Annotated in this window: 13 protein-coding genes, 1 tRNA gene and 1 pseudogene; 5 read left to right on the forward strand and 10 right to left on the reverse strand. The window is 73.4% G+C overall.

The window, feature by feature from the left end; genetic code table 11:
- Nucleotides 1-152: 152 nt before the first annotated feature.
- Together ACFVHV_RS38980 and ACFVHV_RS38985 are read right to left on the reverse strand one after the other, a co-directional pair.
- On the reverse strand, nt 153-704 hold the full coding sequence (locus ACFVHV_RS38980) for an SRPBCC domain-containing protein (protein ID WP_380357948.1): 552 nt from the start codon (nt 702-704) through the stop codon (nt 153-155).
- A 155-nt stretch (nt 705-859) separates the two neighbouring features.
- On the reverse strand, nt 860-2,587 hold the full coding sequence (locus ACFVHV_RS38985; RefSeq protein WP_380357951.1) for an LCP family protein: 1,728 nt from the start codon (nt 2,585-2,587) through the stop codon (nt 860-862).
- A gap of 803 nt (nt 2,588-3,390) precedes the next feature.
- Here ACFVHV_RS38985 and ACFVHV_RS38990 point away from each other — a divergent pair.
- A complete protein-coding gene (locus ACFVHV_RS38990) occupies nt 3,391-4,635 on the forward strand; it encodes an MFS transporter (protein WP_359897935.1) in 1,245 nt (414 codons plus the stop codon).
- Nucleotides 4,636-4,719: 84 nt separating this feature from the next.
- Here the strand turns inward: ACFVHV_RS38990 and ACFVHV_RS38995 are convergent, their stop codons facing one another.
- The 7 genes from ACFVHV_RS38995 to ACFVHV_RS39025 all read right to left on the reverse strand — a co-directional run bounded on the left by ACFVHV_RS38995 (nt 4,720) and on the right by ACFVHV_RS39025 (nt 12,166).
- Complete coding sequence (locus ACFVHV_RS38995) at nt 4,720-5,691, reverse strand: hypothetical protein (protein ID WP_359897936.1); 972 nt, start codon at nt 5,689-5,691, stop codon at nt 4,720-4,722.
- A 65-nt stretch (nt 5,692-5,756) separates the two neighbouring features.
- Nucleotides 5,757-6,404 carry a methyltransferase gene (locus ACFVHV_RS39000; RefSeq protein WP_359897937.1) on the reverse strand — a complete coding sequence of 216 codons (648 nt, stop codon included), beginning with the start codon at nt 6,402-6,404 and terminating at the stop codon, nt 5,757-5,759.
- A 28-nt stretch (nt 6,405-6,432) separates the two neighbouring features.
- On the reverse strand, nt 6,433-7,767 hold the full coding sequence (locus ACFVHV_RS39005; RefSeq protein ID WP_359897939.1) for a hypothetical protein: 1,335 nt from the start codon (nt 7,765-7,767) through the stop codon (nt 6,433-6,435).
- Nucleotides 7,764-8,945 carry a hypothetical protein gene (locus ACFVHV_RS39010; RefSeq protein WP_359897941.1) on the reverse strand — a complete coding sequence of 394 codons (1,182 nt, stop codon included), beginning with the start codon at nt 8,943-8,945 and terminating at the stop codon, nt 7,764-7,766. The genes ACFVHV_RS39005 and ACFVHV_RS39010 overlap by 4 nt, the downstream gene beginning before the upstream one ends.
- Nucleotides 8,946-9,053: 108 nt before the next feature.
- The gene (locus ACFVHV_RS39015) at nt 9,054-10,412 is read right to left on the reverse strand and encodes a DUF6002 family protein (protein ID WP_380357957.1); all 1,359 of its coding nucleotides are present in this window, start codon (nt 10,410-10,412) and stop codon (nt 9,054-9,056) included.
- A gap of 836 nt (nt 10,413-11,248) precedes the next feature.
- Nucleotides 11,249-11,321: transfer RNA gene (locus tag ACFVHV_RS39020), tRNA-Lys, on the reverse strand.
- Between the two features lie 47 nt (nt 11,322-11,368).
- A complete protein-coding gene (locus tag ACFVHV_RS39025; protein ID WP_380357960.1) occupies nt 11,369-12,166 on the reverse strand; it encodes a DNA polymerase beta superfamily protein in 798 nt (265 codons plus the stop codon).
- 129 nt (nt 12,167-12,295) lie between these two features.
- Here ACFVHV_RS39025 and ACFVHV_RS39030 point away from each other — a divergent pair, with 129 nt between their 5' ends.
- Together ACFVHV_RS39030 and ACFVHV_RS39035 are read left to right on the forward strand one after the other, a co-directional pair.
- The gene (locus ACFVHV_RS39030) at nt 12,296-13,057 is read left to right on the forward strand and encodes an SDR family oxidoreductase (protein WP_380357962.1); all 762 of its coding nucleotides are present in this window, start codon (nt 12,296-12,298) and stop codon (nt 13,055-13,057) included.
- 111 nt (nt 13,058-13,168) lie between these two features.
- Nucleotides 13,169-13,864, forward strand: coding sequence for a tyrosine-protein phosphatase (locus ACFVHV_RS39035; protein WP_359897945.1), 696 nt, complete (start codon nt 13,169-13,171; stop codon nt 13,862-13,864).
- A 7-nt stretch (nt 13,865-13,871) separates the two neighbouring features.
- On the opposite strand, the pseudogene ACFVHV_RS39040 reads toward ACFVHV_RS39035, so the two are convergent.
- Nucleotides 13,872-14,330: pseudogene (locus tag ACFVHV_RS39040) on the reverse strand (RICIN domain-containing protein); the annotation flags it as partial.
- Between the two features lie 101 nt (nt 14,331-14,431).
- On the opposite strand from ACFVHV_RS39040, the gene ACFVHV_RS39045 reads away from it, so the two are divergent.
- Both ACFVHV_RS39045 and ACFVHV_RS39050 read left to right on the forward strand, forming a co-directional pair.
- Nucleotides 14,432-15,526 (forward strand): hypothetical protein, encoded by a 1,095-nt coding sequence (locus ACFVHV_RS39045; RefSeq protein WP_380357965.1) that lies wholly within the window; start codon nt 14,432-14,434, stop codon nt 15,524-15,526.
- A 130-nt stretch (nt 15,527-15,656) separates the two neighbouring features.
- Nucleotides 15,657-16,007, forward strand: coding sequence for a hypothetical protein (locus ACFVHV_RS39050; RefSeq protein WP_380357968.1), 351 nt, complete (start codon nt 15,657-15,659; stop codon nt 16,005-16,007).
- Nucleotides 16,008-16,029: the final 22 nt, after the last annotated feature.

A 16,029-nucleotide genomic window follows, 5' to 3' on the forward strand; every position in this document is an offset into this window, starting at 1 on the left:
GGCCGGGCCGGGCTGGGGTTCGGCCCGGCCCGGACGACGGCGGTACACCGCCACCATCGGCCCGCCGCCGCGATCCCGCCACCGGACGGCGCCCTGGCGGGCGACCGGCCGCCGGGCCGTCACCGGGCGCCCACGGGGTGCTCACGGAGTGCTCACGGGGCGTCGTGGCGGTGGGCGGTGACGAAGTAGGGCTGCACCTTGCCGCTCTGCGCGTAGTCCTTGAGCCGGACCAGCAGTTCGGCCCAGGTGCCGGCCACCGCCGGGACGCCCTCCTCGCTGCCCGGCTGCCAGCCGCCGTGCCGGAACAGCAGCCGGGTGTGCCCGGACGCGGCGGGCCGGTCCGGGGCGGCGGGGGCCTCGGGGGCCTCAGGGGCCGCCGACCGGTCGGGGGCCGCCGACGGGACACCGGGGGCCGCGTGGACGCCGGGGACCGCGGGCGGCTCGGCCAGGTCCCAGCTGATCCAGGTGCCGGCCCAGTGCGGCGGGAAGGAACCGGCGTTGGTCCACACCACCCGGTCCGGGTCGGCCCGCTCCACCCGCAGCCGGAACGGCTCGGGGACGTCGGGGAAGTCGAACAGCAGGACGTCGCCGTCCCGGTCCACGCCGGTGGTCCACCAGGAGGTCAGCCCGTCGTGCGTGGTGAGCGCGGCGAGCACCACGGCCCGGGGCGCGGCGATGTCGAACTGGAGGGCGATCTCGAGCATGGGTCCGCCTTTCGCGGTGACCGCTGGGTCCCCGCCCGGGGGAGTTCGGCCCCCGGGACGTACGGCCCCAGGCCCACCATGGCACGACCCCCGGGCCCGCGCGCCCCGGAGGACGCCGGCCCGGGGGTCGTCCCCGTGGTACCCGGTGGGTTCGGTCAGCCGCCGCTGCCGTAGCTGGTGTTCGCGCAGATGTCGTCGTCCGCGGAACGGGCGTCGTTGGTGATGGTGGTCGGCAGCGGCTGCGGGGGCGCCGGGACGCCCGGGGTGGCGGCCGTCGCGCCGCCGCCGGCCGGGGCGCCGGTGGCCATCCCCATCGCGGCGGCGAAGTCCTGGCCGGCGATCACCGAGATGCCCCGGGCGCTGCTGGGCTCCAGGCCGGCGCCCGGGAACAGCGCGGCGACCTTCTCGGCGTTCGCCTTCTGCCCGGATCCGTACTCGATCGTGGTGGTCTTGTACTTGGTGCTCGCCGCCTGGCCCGCCGTGCTGGCGGCGAACTTGGCGCCCTTCAACTGCTCGGTCGCCTTGCCGGCCAGGCCGTTGACGCTCGTTCCGTTGTAGACCGCCACCCTGATCGCCGAGTTGGCGGTGTCCGCGGCCGGGGCGGCCGGGGTGGTGGGCGGCGCGGGCTGCTGCGGGGCCGGGCTGGTGCCGTCGGCCGGGGCGTCCGGCTGCTGGCCGGTGGCGTTCTGGCCGTCGATGGTCTGGTCGGCCTTGAGGGTCTCCCAGAGCTTGCCGGCGTCCGCCTGGACCAGGTCGAGGTCCTGGTCCTGGGTGCGGTAACGCCACGGGACCGTCACGAACTTGAGGTCGTGCATGTCGATGTTCTTCAGCGACAGGCCGAAGGAGAGCAGCTTGTCGGCGGAGTCCAGGCCGGGGTCGACGACCAGGGACTTGGTCGCCGCGTCGGCCAGCGGCAGAAGGGTGGTGGGGTTCATCCCATCCTTCTTGATCTTGCTGGCGAGCGAACCGAGGAACGCCTGCTGGCGCTTCATCCGGCCGATGTCCGAGCCGTCGCCGATGCCGTGCCGCAGCCGGACGTAGTCGAGCGCCTTCTGGCCCTCCACGGTCTGCTTGCCCTGCGGAAGGACGAGGTCGCCCTTCTTCTTCAGCTTGGGGTTGATGTCACCCTCGTAGATCGGCTTCGGCAGGCAGATGTCCACGCCGTTGACGGCCGAGGTCATCGAGGCGAAGCCGTTGAAGTCGACCACGAGGGTGTGGTCGACGCGGATGCCGGTGAGCTTCTCCACCGTGTTCTGGGTGCAGGCCGGGTTGCCGTCGTCGCTGCCGCCCATCGAGAACGCGGCGTTGAACAGATCGGTGTTGCCGCCCTTGGTCCACTTGCCGTTGGGCAGCTTGCAGGACGGCAGCTCGACCTTGGCGTTGCGCGGTATCGAGATCCCCACGGCGTGCTTGTGATCGGCGTAGACGTGCAACAGGATCGTGGTGTCCGAACGGGCGCCGCCGTCCTCGCCGCCGCCGAGGTCCGCGTTGTTCTTGCCGCGGCTGTCCGAACCGATCAGCAGGATGTTGACCGGCTTGTTGCCGTCCGCGTCGGCCTTCGCCTCCGGAGGGCGGTTGCGGGCTATCGCGTCGGCGTCGAAGGACTTGATGTTGGCGTTCAGCTTGAGGTAGATCGCGCCGCCGACGCCGGCGATGACCACCAGCACGCCCGCCGTCGACCAGGCGACGATCTTCTTCACGTTCTTCTTGGGCTTGGCGCTCTTGCGGGCGGCGGCCCGGCCACCACCCGCCGACGCGGCCTCCGCCTTCCCGCCGCCGCCACCGCCGCGTCCGCCCTTGCCCTGGGCGGCGCGACGGGCCTCCGCCCGGCCGCCGGCACGCGGGGAGGGCACGGAGCCCGCGGCGTCTTCCGTCGCGGGCACGCCTTCGCCCCGAGCCGGGCTCTCGCCCCTCCGACCTGACATGCGCGTACCTTTCACCGACGGAAGCGACGCCCCTGACGATCCGGCGCACCGCACACAGAGAGACGGTCCGGACCGTTCCCAGGTTGCACATACGACCGTCACCACTAACCGACGATCGTGGCTTCCGATCATATTTAGGCCCGACACGATCACCGACCTCCGGCCCGGAGGCAATCCCACCAATCAACGGACAACATCCAGACAGAACAGCCGAAATCGCCCGATTCCAGCGTGACTCACGCCACTGTGCGACGTCCCGCCCCCGACCGCTCCGGAGCTCGCCGCACTCCCCCGCGGCCCGCGCCGCGTGGAGATCCGCGATGCGCCGCACACGGGTGTCATGAGCGCAACGAACTGTTACAGTGCCGAATGTTTCGTGATTTCCGAACCGGCCGCCCGAGACACCGCGCTGTGGAGACGTCACCGTCGGCCCGCCCGAACGCCGGCACCCCCCGTGTCCGCCGACAACGAGCGGCCCGGCAAGCACAACCCGCCCTCCCGGGCCCCGCGAAGACCCCCCTCGGCTCCGGTCGACACCCACCCGGCCACCGGCCCGGGTCCGGGTGTCGACCGTTTCTTTCGGCCGCCCGCCCCACCGCGGCGGCACCGCGGCACACCGGACCGGCGACGCCCGGCGCGAAATGTCGGGCCGTCAGAATTCGCCCCGGCGCGAGGAGATCACCCGCCGCCCGGGCCGCGCCGCGCCGCCGCCAGCACCACTCACCGTCACCGTCACCGAAGGAACGGAAACCGATCACGAGATGTCAACCGCGCAGGCGATCCCCCTCCGCCGCATCGAGGGGTTCCGCAACTTCTGGCTCTCCCGCGCCGTTTCCGGCCTCGGGTCCGCCATCACCACCGTGGCGCTCCCCGTCCTGGTCTTCCAGGAGAGCGGGTCGCCGCTGCTGGTCTCCCTGGTCGCGGCCGCCGGAACGCTGCCCTACCTGGCCTTCGGCCTGATCGCGGGCGCCGTCGCGGACCGCGTGGACCGCCGCACCCTGATGATCGCCACCGACTGGCTCAACGCCCTCTGCCTCGCCACCGTGCCCCTGGCCTGGGCCCTGGGGGCGCTGACGGCATGGCACGTCATGCTGGTGGCGTTCCTGTCCGCCGGCCTCGCCCTGTTCTTCGACGCGGGCGTCTACGGCTTCGTCCCCGACATCGTCGGGAAGGAGGGCCTGACCCAGGCCAACAGCGCCCTCTACGGGGCGGAGACCGTAGTCCGCATCGTCGGCAACGCCGTGGCGGGCGGCCTCATCGCGCTGTTCCGCCCGGCCGGCACGCTCGCCCTCGACGCCCTGAGCTTCGCCGTGTCGGCGCTGTTCATCAGGGCGGTCGTCAACGTCGCGCCGCGGACCGCCGCCCCGGGCACCGAGCGACCGGGCTTCAAGGAGTCCATAGGCCAGGGGCTGCGGTTCCTGGCGGGCCACCCCACGCTGCGGATCATGACCGTGGTCGGCACCCTCCAGTCGTTCTCCGGCGGCGCCATCGTCGGCCAGTTGGTCGTCTTCGCCGACCGCGCGCTGGGCATCCACGGCTCCGACGGACGGATCGGCCTGCTCTACATGGCCTGGAGCGCCGGCGGCATCGGCGGCTCCCTGCTGCTGCCCCGGCTGCGGCGGCGCTTCGAGGCCTTCCCGCTGCTCCTCGGCGTGCTGCCGGTCGGGGCGCTGCTCGGCCTCGTCGTCGTCCTCACCTCGAACTGGCTGGTCGCGCTGGTGGCCCTGGCCGTGTGGGGAACGGCGTACCTCGTCGTCCTGGTGAACACGATGACCTACTCCCAGGAGGTGACGCCGCCCGAGCTCCAGGGCCGCGTCAACACCACCCGCCGGATGCTGTCCTCGGGCCTGGGCGTCCCGCTCGGCGCGCTGGTGGCCAGCAGCATCACCGTCTCCGTCGGCATCCAGGCCGGGATGGCCACGGCGGTGGCCTCGATCGCGCTCGCGGCCGTGATCGTCTGGACGGTCCGGCTGCGCCGGGCGTTCGGCCCGGCCGCCGGGGCCTGAGACCCGGTCCGGACGACGGGCAGGGCCCGGGCCGCGCCCGCTCTGTCGGGCGGGTGCGGCACGGGCCCGCGGACCGTCCCGGGCTCAGCGGCCGGGCGGCTTCCCCTCGAAGCGTCGGCCTATCCAGCCGAAGAAGGCGTCGGCGACCCTGCCGAGTTCCGGCTCGGGCATCACCGTGAAGCCGCCGTGAGCGGTGCTCCACTCGTTGAGGACCGGACCGGAGTCCGTCATCAGCCAGTCCACGCAGATCCACTCGGCCCGCAGGTCCCGGGCGATGCGGGCGCACTGGTCCGCGACCTGGTCGTGGTCCCGGTTCACCTCCACGGACCCGCCCTGGCTGACGCTCGCCAGGTAGCCGCCGGGGCGGGGGCGGCGGGTCAGCGAGGAGACGACCTCGCCGTCGGCCATGAAGACGCGCATGTCGCCGGAGTGCGGGATCAGCGGCTGCACCAGGTACCCGCCGACGGCCTGGGCGACGAGGTCGACCACCGCGCCGAGCTGCTGCTCGGAGTCGACCCGCAGCACGCCGTAACCGCCGGTCAGTTCACGGGGCTTGACGATGTAGGGCCCGTCGCCGAGCCCGCGCCGCACCTCCCCGAGCACCCGCCGGGCGTACCTGCCGGGCGGCACGGCGACGGTGTCCGCGGTCCGGATGCCCAGGCCGGCGGCGTGCTGGAGCTGCGCGAGCTTGTCGCGCTCCAGGTAGTCGGGGCCGGTGTACGAGCGGTTGAGCAGGACGGAGTCGCTCGCCTCGATGGTGCGGTAGACGGCCCGCAGCGCCTGGAGGCCCTGCGGGTCGGTGGCCATGTCCTCGACGATGAAGCACTGCCGCCGCTCCAGCAGGTCCTCGTCGCCGTGGCGCAGGACCGGCCTGCCACCCACGCAGGACGGCACCAGTTCGGTGGCGCTGATCACCCGGAAGTCGAGGCCGCGGGGCCGGGAGAGCGCCGAGTAGCGCCGGGTGATGCCCCGTTCGAACGCCTCGACCCCCGCGGGGTCGAGGTCCTCGGACTGGTAGATCCAGGTGATCACGGGATTCGTCGTGGGACGCGGCATGATGCGCTCTCCTCGCGCTGTGGTGTCCGGTGGTCGGCGTCGAACGGGTGCCCGGAGCGGGGGCCTCAGGACGTCCGGGACCCGGGCAGCCGGGACCAGAGGAAGTAGTAGTCCTCGCGGCCCTCGCCGCATCCGAAGGCGCCGACGACCTCCAGGCCGGCCTTCCCGACCATCTCCGTGAAGTCCTCCGGGGCGGAGAACCGGTGGTTCTCCTGGATGAGGACCGAGCCGCCGGGCCGCAGCCGCTCGGCCGCCGCGTCGTAGAAGGCACCGTGGATGGCCCAGTCGGTGTCCTTCCAGATCAGCGGCGAGTGGGAACGCTGGTAGTCCGAGGCGGCCGCGTCCTGGTTGACGTGCGGCGGGTTGCCGACCATCAGGTCCCAGCGGAGGTCCGCCGGCACGTCGTCGAAGCCGTCGGAGAGGTGGAAGCGGGCGCGGCCGCGCAGACCGTTCTCGGCGATGGTCCGCTCGACCGCGTCCCCGGCGGCGGGGTTCACGTCGCCCAGGTCGACCGAATCGCACAGGCCGGCCGCCAGCAGGGAGAAGCCGATGAACCCGGGGCCGGCGCACCACTCGAAGACCGATCCGACCCGGCCGAACCGGGACCGGACGAACGGCTCGTACGCCCGGCCGAAGGTGTTGCCGCCGCCGTCGAGTTCGGCCGTGTAGGACACGGACACCGGGCCGTAGTCGGCACGCGAGTAGGTCGTCATGTCGTCCTCCTGGGGAGAGTCGCGGGGGTCAGCGGAGCGCGAACGCCACGTTCGACAGGGCTCCGTGGCCGTGGATGCTGACCACGCCGTCCCGGTCGGGCGGGAGGTAGCGCACCATGCAGCCGGCGGCCCGCCCGTCGAACAGGAAGGGGCTGAAGACCGGCACCACCTCGGCCTGGTGGCTGCCGGATCCGTCCGGACCGGCGAACTCCATCCGGTACGGCACGGGTTCCACCCACTCCTGGACGATGTGGTCCCGCGCCGCGGCGGCCGCGGTCACCGCCGCCCGCCAGGCCTGCGGCGGGCACGAGCGGCCCACCAGGACCTGCTGCCCGCTCATCCCGATGGCGGGCTTCAGCACGAACTCCTCCTGGCGCTCCAGGAGCAGTTCCGGGAGCGGCACGGTCCGGCCGTGCCGCTCGACGGGCCGGTCCCCGACCACGCGGGTCCACGGCAGGTAGCGCTCGACGGTCCGCCGGTCCCGGTCCGTCATCCACGGCCGCCCCTCGGACACCCAGCCGAGCACCTTCTTGTTGGCGATCAGGTACGCGGTCTGGCTCGCGATCAACCGCACGCCGGCGTCCAGGGCCGTCCGCACCGGCCCGAGGTCGATGCCGTGGCCGAGCCATTCGAGGATCGTGAAGTGGCGCAGCCCGAGCCGGTAGCGGGGTTCTCCCGGCAGGCCGAGTCCGTCGAGCAGGTCCTCCGGCTCGAACGTCTCGGCCGCCAGGCCGCGGCGGCGCAGCGACTCCTCCTGGATCTCGAAGTAGCGGCTGGGGGGACCGCCGAAGTCCCGGAGCGTGCCGACGATCGCGACCGCGGGCTCGACGCCCAGGGCCCGGACGGCGCGCACGAAGAGCTCGTCGCGCACCGCGAGCGGATCGACCGCGTCGAAGGGCATCCGCTCCGGGCCGCCGAACGCCGCCACCCACGCGGCGGTGTGCAGTGCCGTGTCCACCACCCCGCCGATGCCGGAGCCGATGTTGAACTCCAGGAATTTGGGGCCGGAGGCGCCCACCATGACGTCGGGCCGGGCGATGCAGGTGGCGTAGTCCTCCTCGGCCGGGCCGTCCATGACGAGGGGGTACATCCGCTCGTCGGCACCGAGCGCGGCGATCCGGCCGGCCGCCGTCGGAGCGCGCTCCAGCAGCGTGCGGCGCAGCAGCGCCAGCAGGTCGGCGGTGGCGGTGAACAGCTCGTCGTAGGAGGAACGCGGCAGCATGACGGGCCGCAGGGACGACGCGACCGGCACCACCCGGGCGTACTCGCCGTCCTCCACCCGGGCCAGTTCCCTTTGGACGGCGGGCAGTTCGAGCCGGTTGTCGAGCGGCGGCGGCGCGGTGCCGTACCACGGGGCGGTCATCTGCGGGCCCTTCCGGCGGGCCCGCGCGCCGCGCCGGCGAGGAATGCGTCGAGGTCCACCTCGCGCACCCCCGCCACTCCCGGGGACTTGGCGGAGTAGTCGAGCCGGGGGGCACGCCGCGCGTCGCGGAAGTAGACCGCCTCCAGGGTCCCGTCCGTCCGCTCGGCCAGGACCGGATTGGCGACCAGGTAGTCCCGCACCTCCGGCGTGTCGGCGCGGACCTGCAGCCACAGCCGCTTGGCGCCGAAGTGGTTGGGCGGCGGCAGCACGCTGGTTCCGAACCGCCGCTTCCACTGGTAGGTGCCCTTGCTGACGAAGGGTTCGGTGCCCTGGAAGTCGAGGCGGCGCACGCCGTGGCGGGCGCACCAGTCGATGAGGAAGTGGTAGATCGCCTTGAAGGCGCCGCTGTCGTAGTGCTCCCGCGCGCCGTCGACCACGCCCAGCAGGCGCAGGGTCATCGTCCCCGATGCCCGGTCCCAGTGGCAGAGCGCTCCGCCGATCGGTTCGCCGTCCTGCCGCAGGACGAACATCCGGCCGCCGCGGAAGAGGCACTCGTAGGAGACGTCCTTGGTCTCGGTGCGCTCCCGGTCCCCGTGGCGCTGGAACATGGTGGGGCGGTAGAGCCGGTCGTAGAAGTGGTCGAACCAAGCCGGGTCGCGGCTGAGCCCCCAGGTCCAGGCGTGGTCGCGCAGGTCGTGCTTGAACTGCTGGCGCTCGCGCTTGGAGATGCGCTGCCGGACGGTGTCGGGGTCCGCGTCGAAGTCGATCACGAAGTGCACCCGCATCGGCACGATGAGGGAGGCCTCGCGCGGCAGCGCGCGGGCGCGCTCGGCGCTCGTACCGACGATGACGATGTCCGCGTCGGGCAGCCGGGCGGGGTCCCGGAGGGCCGCTCCGGTGAGCCGGCCGGTCCGGCGCCGGACGCCGTGGACGTCGGCGTCGCGTCGGAGCTCGGTGAACTCCAGGGTGTACGCGAGGCCTTCGGCGAGGCCCGCGTAGCTCACCGACAGTCCCCCGGCCTCCGAGCGGACGGCCGGGAAGCCGGCCCCGTCCCGGGTGTCCCAGGCGGTCCGTGCGGTGGTCAGGACCCGGTTGCCGCTGTTGCGCCAGTGGTAACCGGTGTGCATGCGCAGCCGCTGGTGCGGCGTGGCGCGCGGGGGCGGGACGGCAGGGACCACGGGGCTATCACCTCGGCGGGTCGTCGGTGGCGAGCGGGTCGTCTGTGGCGAGCAGGACGGCGGCGGAGCGGGGCCCCGGCACGGGCGGGCGGGGCCCCGCCCGAGCGGTCAGGCGGAGGGCGTGGCGTCCAGCACGACGCGCCGCAGGTCCTCGGCGGTGGCCACCGGGTGCAGGTCCCGGACGGTGAGGTGGCCGTAGTCCGTCGCCGAGTAGCTGCCGGAGCCGTGCACGAGGATGTCGGTCTCGGGCACCAGCCCCCGGTCGACGGCGTTGAGCAGGCCCGTCATCGCCATCACCAGGGACCACTCGCGCAGCGCGGTGGGGTTCGCGGGCAGCCGCACGCCGGCTTCCCCGAGCAGCGAGCGCACCTGCCCGTAGCGGCCGAGGCACTCCGCGAGCGAGACGACGATGCCGCCGCCGCCCTGGGTGCGGATGAGTTCGTTCATCCGGGGCGAGGTGGGCGGGTTGCGGGTGTAGAAGGTCGGGTCGAGGGTCTCCCCCGGATCGAAGGTCTGCGCGGGGTACCGCGGGTCGGCGCTCTGCGTGAACAGTCCCGTCTCCGCGTCGTAGGAGTACGCCGGGAGGTTCCCGGTGTCGGTGGAGCCCTCGTTGTACAGGCTGAGCACCATGTCGGGAGCGCCCAGGTGCTGCACCAGGAAGTAGTGCGGCGGCAGGGTCCGGGAGCGGACGTCCGCGGGGAGCCGGCTGCGGCCGTGGGCGTGGCCGAGCAGCCCGTAGGCGCTGGAGACCGAGTGCACGTGCAGCCGGGCCTCGCCGGGCGCCGAGGGGAACAGGTCGGCCTCGGCCAGCGCCCTGACCACGTCCGCCGCCAGGTAGTTCTCCAGCTGGAGGGTGTACCAGAGGTTGGTCTCGCACTCCTTCTCCAGAGCGCTCCGGTGTTCGTCGACCAGCCCGAGGGCGATGGCCTTCACGGTGCCGGGTTCCTCGCCCCCGTACACCGCGATCGGGTTGCGCGCCCGCAGCCCGGGGTCGGTGAACAGCTCGGAGCTGCGCAGCTTGGCCACCGCCCCCTCGGGGACCACCGTGATGACGTTGAGCCGGTCGGCGTCCACCAGGCCGGTCCGGACGGCCCGGAGCACCGCGTCGCGCATGGCGATGGCCTTGTTGGCGGAGGACGGCGTGACGATGGTGACCCGCCGGCCGGTGTCCTGGACGAAGCGGACCGCCCTGGCCACGATGACCAGCGAGGCGAAGGTCTTGGTCGTCATGGTGGCCGGGTTGCGCGTGAGGTCGAGCAGCGCGAGGTTCCGGCCCCGGTACGACGGCATGGCCGCGTGGCCGAGGCCGGAGACCGCGAGGTACTCGCGCATGGCCTCGGTGAGTTCGGGCAGTTCGACGCCCGGCGTGAAACCTTCGGCGTCGGCCTTCTCCGGGCCGCCCAGGAGGTCCCGCAGGACTGAACGGATCTCTTCGTAGTACCGGACGAGAGCATTGTCGAGAATCACTTTTCCTGCCTCTTTCCACCGGAGATCGAATCCGCCCGCGCGCCTGCACGGTCGTGCTCGCGCAGGTCGGTGACGGCCGTCAGGGAAACCGAGAAAGTGGGCCGCGACCCTGGTCATGACGAAAGGCAAACCCAGTGCACACAACATCGACACACCGCGCCGATCGCGGCCCCCCGGGCACCGCGTGGAACCCGGCGAATTCCAGGACCGAAAGCGGGTCGGACTCTTCCGTCGGCTCGACCCCACCCGCTGAGCCTTCGCGTCCGCGAAACCTCTCAACCCCGGATGATTCGGTGAAATTTTGTGCGGACGGGTGATACGGCAGCTGCTTGTCGAGAGTATTGATTCATTGACCGTCCCCGGTCAACGACCGTTCGGTGTGACGCGGGTTACACCGCGTCCATTTCGCTATGACATTGCCCCCCGTTCACCCCTCTTGCGGGACAAACGCCCATCTGTGGAGCAATTTCGTCGGATCCGAACCGCACCTGGCGTACGGGATTCCGGGGAGCCGGAGCAGCCCGGGTGAAATTGCCGCCCTTTGGGGGCTGTTCGTCCGGATGTCCGAGAATTCACGGTCCACCTGGACACGAACTGTCCTGCGGACTCTTTCCGCGACGACCTCGCCGATGATCCGGCCCGGCCCTTCGGGACCCGGCCGGCGGAGCCGCCGAGCGCCGCCTCCGCCGGGTCGCCGAACGGCGGAACTCCCGTCGCGGCCCCGCCGGATGACACGTCGCCCGCCGCGCCCCGCCCTGCGCCGCGCCGATACCGCGCCGATCACGACGAAGGGCGCCCTCCCCGAAGGGAGGACGCCCGGACTCGCCTCGACCAGGTGGGCCACCAGGGGCTCGAACCCTGAACCTACGGATTAAAAGTCCGCAGCTCTGCCAATTGAGCTAGTGGCCCGCGGTCCCGGCGCGCCCGGATGCCCGGGCGGAAGGACCACGGCGATCCTACCCGGTGGGGCCCAGGGCTCCGCCAGTGGATTGCGCGGGCGTGCCGGGCTCGTGGAGCGGGACTTGAGGCGGGGTGTAGTGAACGGCGCGGACCCGGCGGAGCCAGGCCTCGACGGGGCGCTGGTCGGGGGCGGTGGGAAGGACACCTCGGCCGGCCAGCCGGTCGGCGGCGTCGGCGAGCAGGCCCTCCGCGAGGGCGGGGCGGTCGGCGATGCGTTCGCCGAGTTCGCGGATGCGTTCGGGGTCGGGCAACCGGATCAGGTTGCGGCCGGTCTCGTGCAGGCGGACGGCCTGCTCGACCAGCCGGACCAGGTGCCGGGCGTGCTTGGCGGCCCGGCGGCGGGCGGCCGGGTCGGCGGTGTCGCGGGTCAGCAGCTTGCGGAACTGCTGGTCGGCGTAGCCGAGGTAGGCCTTCCGCACGGCCGGCGCGCTGAGGAAGGCCGCGCGCAGACCGACCAGTTCGTCGCCGAGCGGGGTGCGGACCTCGTACAGCTCGTCCGGCAGCCAGACCAGTTCGGAGGCGGTCGGGTTGCAACCCAGCGCCAGCCGGCACCACTTGGCGGCCTCGTGCAGGGTGACGTCGGGCGCGGTGGTGACCTGGGACTCGGCCGGGCGGTGCAGGCCGTGCAACTCCTCGGTGGGGGTGGCGAACAGGCCCAGCCGGTCGAGGTCGGAGCCGGCGTGGGCGAAGCCGTACGCGGTGGAGCCGACGATGCCCGAGAGCAGCACCGTGCCGGGAACGGAGGCGGCACCGGGAACGGAGGCGACGCCGGGAACGGCGGTCGTGGTGGACATCGGCGGACTCCTCTCGGACGGACGGACGGGCGGGCACCGCATCCTCGTCCGGGCATCCTCGCCGAACGGGCCCCGCCGGGCGAGCGAATTCCGGTCCGGGCCGCCCGGCCGCCGGGTAGCGTACGGTCCATGTCGACCACTCCCACCGACGAGGTCCTGATCGTCACCGGCGCCGGCCGCGGCATCGGAGCCGCCACCGCCCTGCTGGCCGCCCGCCGCGGCTACCGGGTCTGCGTCAACTACCGTACGGACGAGGCCTCGGCGGCCGCCGTGGTGGACGCCATCCGGGCCGACGGCGGCACCGCCCTCGCGGTCCGCGCCGACGTCACCCGCACCGCCGAGGTGGAGCGGCTGTTCACCACCGTGGACGACGAGCTCGGCCCGCTCACCGGGCTGGTGAACAACGCCGGCACGCTGGAGAAGCAGTGCCGGCTGGAGGAGATCGACGAGGACCGGCTGACCCGGATCTGGGCCGCCAACATCACCGGCCCGTTCCTGTGCGCGGCCCAGGCCGTCCGCCGGATGTCCACCCGGCACGGCGGGCGGGGCGGCGCCATCGTCAACGTCGGCTCGGCCGCCTCCCGGATCGGCTCGCCGAACGAGTACGTCGACTACGCGGCCGCCAAGGGCGCAGTGGACTCGATGACCCGCGGCCTCGCCCTGGAGGTCGCCGCCGAGGGCATCCGGGTCAACGCGGTGCGGCCGGGGCTGATCCACACCGACATCCACGCGCTCGGCGGCGAGCCCGGCCGGGTCGACCGGGTCGCGCCCGGCCTGCCGATGGGGCGCGGCGGGCAGCCGGAGGAGGTCGCCGAGGCGATCCTCTTCCTGCTCTCCCCGGCGGCCTCGTACACCACCGGGGCGTTCCTGGAGGTCTCGGGCGGGCGCTGAGCAGCCGGTCGCCCACCGGCGGGGGCCGGTTTCGGACGGTGTCCTCCCGCCGGGCCGCCGACGTCGCACTCCTCCTTCCTCCCGCCCGCGCCCGCCCGTACCGTGGTGGCCATGACCGACGCCTTCATCGACATCCCCGGTGTGCGCAACTTCCGTGACGCGGGCGGGATCGGCGCCCTCCGCCGGGGCGTGCTGTACCGCTCCGGGTCCTTCCACACCCTCACCGAGGAGGGCGCCCGGCGGCTCAAGGCCCTCGGCCTGCGGACGGTCTTCGACCTGCGCAGCGCGTACGAGCTGGAGGCCTGGCCGGACCAGCGGCACTGCCTCGACCACGAGACCCTCGGTCTGCCGACCCTTCCCCCGCACCCCGAGGACGCCGACCGGCCCTGGCCCGAGGACCAGGCCGCCCTCTACCCCTTCATGGCCTCGACGGCCGGCCCCTCGCTCGCCGCCGTCGTCCGCCGCCTCGCCGCTCCGGACGCGCTGGCCGCCGTCGTCCACTGCGCCGTCGGCAAGGACCGCACCGGGCTCACCATCGCCGTCCTCCAGTCCCTGCTGGGCGCCTCCGAGGCCGAGATCACCGCCGACTTCCTGCTCTCCAACATCGGCCTCGGCCTCGACAAGGGCCCCACCCCGTACCTCGACGAGACCGGCACCGAGCGCCTCTCCCGCCCGGTCGACGCCGAGCTCCTGGTCTCCTCCCTGGCCTGGATCCACGACCACCACGGCACGATCCCCGGCTACCTCCGCCACCACGGCACGACGGACGCCGAACTCGACGCCGCCCGCGCCAACCTCGCGGACTGACGGGCCTTCAGCCCTCCCGGCGCTCGAAGCGCCACCACTGGGCCGGGGCGTCGACGTCCTCGCTCTGGTGGACGTCGGCCTCCGGGGTGTCGCCCGCCGTCAGGGGCTTGCCGCTGATGAAGCTGGTGACCGTGTAGGTGCCCGGGGCGTCCACGTGGGCCTCCAGCAGCCACTCCTGGGCACCGAAGGCGTTGGCCGACCACTGCTGGATCCGGACGCCGTCGTCCGTCGAGGCGCCGGTGACGTCCAGGCGCTTGCCGCTGCCGGCGTTCTCGATGTGGAACAGCGCGCCGCCCGGGTGGACGGCGGCGAGGCGCCAGAGCTGGGCGTCACTGCCGTCGTCCGCGCCGAGGACGATCCGGGCACCGCTGCGCCGGGAGGCTTCGGCGACCTGAAGCAGCAGGCCGTTCCCGACGTTGCGGACCAGGTAGCTGCCGTCGGTGATCTCGGAGTCCGTCACGGTCGAAGTCTGCCACCGGGCACCGACAGGGGCCCGCGTACGGCCCGGGCGGGCCGGGGCGCGGAGGAGTTTCCGCCGGACCGGCTCCGCCCCCTATGCTGCGGCGAATGTCCACCGAGCAGATACCGTCGCACCGTCAACAGCCCACCTTCTCCGCAGCCGTGGCCGCCCTGGAGGCCGTGGTCGCGGCCGGGGACGACGAGCAGTTCGGGCCCGCCCTCGGGCTGGTCGGCGGGCTGTTCGGCACGGCCGACCCGGCGGAGCAGGCAGCGGCCGGGCCCCGGCTGGCCGCCCTGCTGCCGGACGCCCCGCCGTTCCCCCGGGCGCACCTGGCCATGGTGGTGGGCGCCTGCGTGGAGCACGGCGCCGACCCGGTCGCCTGCTCCGGCCCGGTGCTGGCCGGACTGCGCGGGGCGCTGACCGGCGCGCAGCTGCTGGTGCGGCGCTGGGTCTCCACCGGCGGCGGACCGCTGCCCGGCGCGGAGGAGGACGATCCGGCCGAGGCGCACGAGCGGATCGCCGACCCGGCGCACCTGGACGAGTGGCACGCCCACCTGGCCGTGGTCGCCTGGTGGACGCTGCACCTGTGGCAGCAGGCGGCCTGGGCGGTGTACGCGCACCCGGAGGTCCGGGCCGAGGCCCGCGCCTCGGGCGTGACCGAGGTGATCCTGGAGCTGTTCGACCGCTACCAGGGCGAGCAGCACGACTTCAAGGGCCTGGTCCACCTGGCGCTGATGCTGGACGACGAGCCGCTGCTGGTGCTCGACCGCCCCACCGGCACCGGCTACCTGCTGCGGATGAGCGGCCTGAGCGACACCTTCCAGCTGCACACCCTGCTCGCCGACGTGCTGATCGGCGGCGGCCACCTGCCCGGCACCCCGCAGGACCGGGAGGTGGTGGCACTGGCCCGGACGGCGTTCCTGGACGGCCGCCGGGTGGTCGCCACCGGCGCCTTCAACCTGGTCGCGCCGGACGGCTCCTGGGTGTGGAACGAGGGGACGCCGAGCGACATCCCGGTGGTGGACGGCGTGCGCACCCTGGTCCTGGAGCCGCTGCCGTACGAGCGGAGCTGGTCGGCCGGGCGGTTCATCCAGGAGGTCCCGGGCGACCTGCGGCTGGAGCGGGTGCTCGACCCGGCGGAGGCCGCCCGCCGGCTGGCCGCCACGGTGCCGGGGCAGACGCCCGCGGAGGCGTTCCGGTAGGAGGCCCGGCGGCGCTCCGGCGGACGGCGCTGTCGGCGCTGCCGGTGCTCCGGAGGGAGGTCCCGGCGGCCCCGTTCGTTCACCGGGTTATGGTCGGAAAACGACACAGCCCCCACGAGTGGAGTCGACGATGGCGAAGGTCCCGAACGTTTTCACGGCCGCCCCGCCCGCCGCGCTGACCGCGGCGAGCGGTCTGGTCGGCGGTTACGGCGTCGCCCGGTGGAGCGGCCGGCGCGAACTGGGCGGCGCGGTGCTGGCGGTGGCCGGTGCCGGGGCCGCCGCGCAGTGGCGCCGCAGCGCGGGCGCGGGCACCGCGGCGGCGCTGACCGGCCTGTACGTGGCGGCCTTCGGCGGCTCGCACCCGCTGGCGAAGCGGATCGGCGCCTGGCCGTCCGTCTTCGCCGTCACCGGCGTGGTCGCGGGGGGCGCCCCCGGCGCCCCCGCGCGCGCCCACCCCCCGACGAAGGCCGGAGCGGGGTGATAAAAACAGAAAAAGCAACCCA

The organism is Kitasatospora sp. NPDC127116 (assembly GCF_042677365.1).
In the GTDB taxonomy this organism is placed as follows: domain Bacteria; phylum Actinomycetota; class Actinomycetes; order Streptomycetales; family Streptomycetaceae; genus Kitasatospora; species Kitasatospora lactacystinica.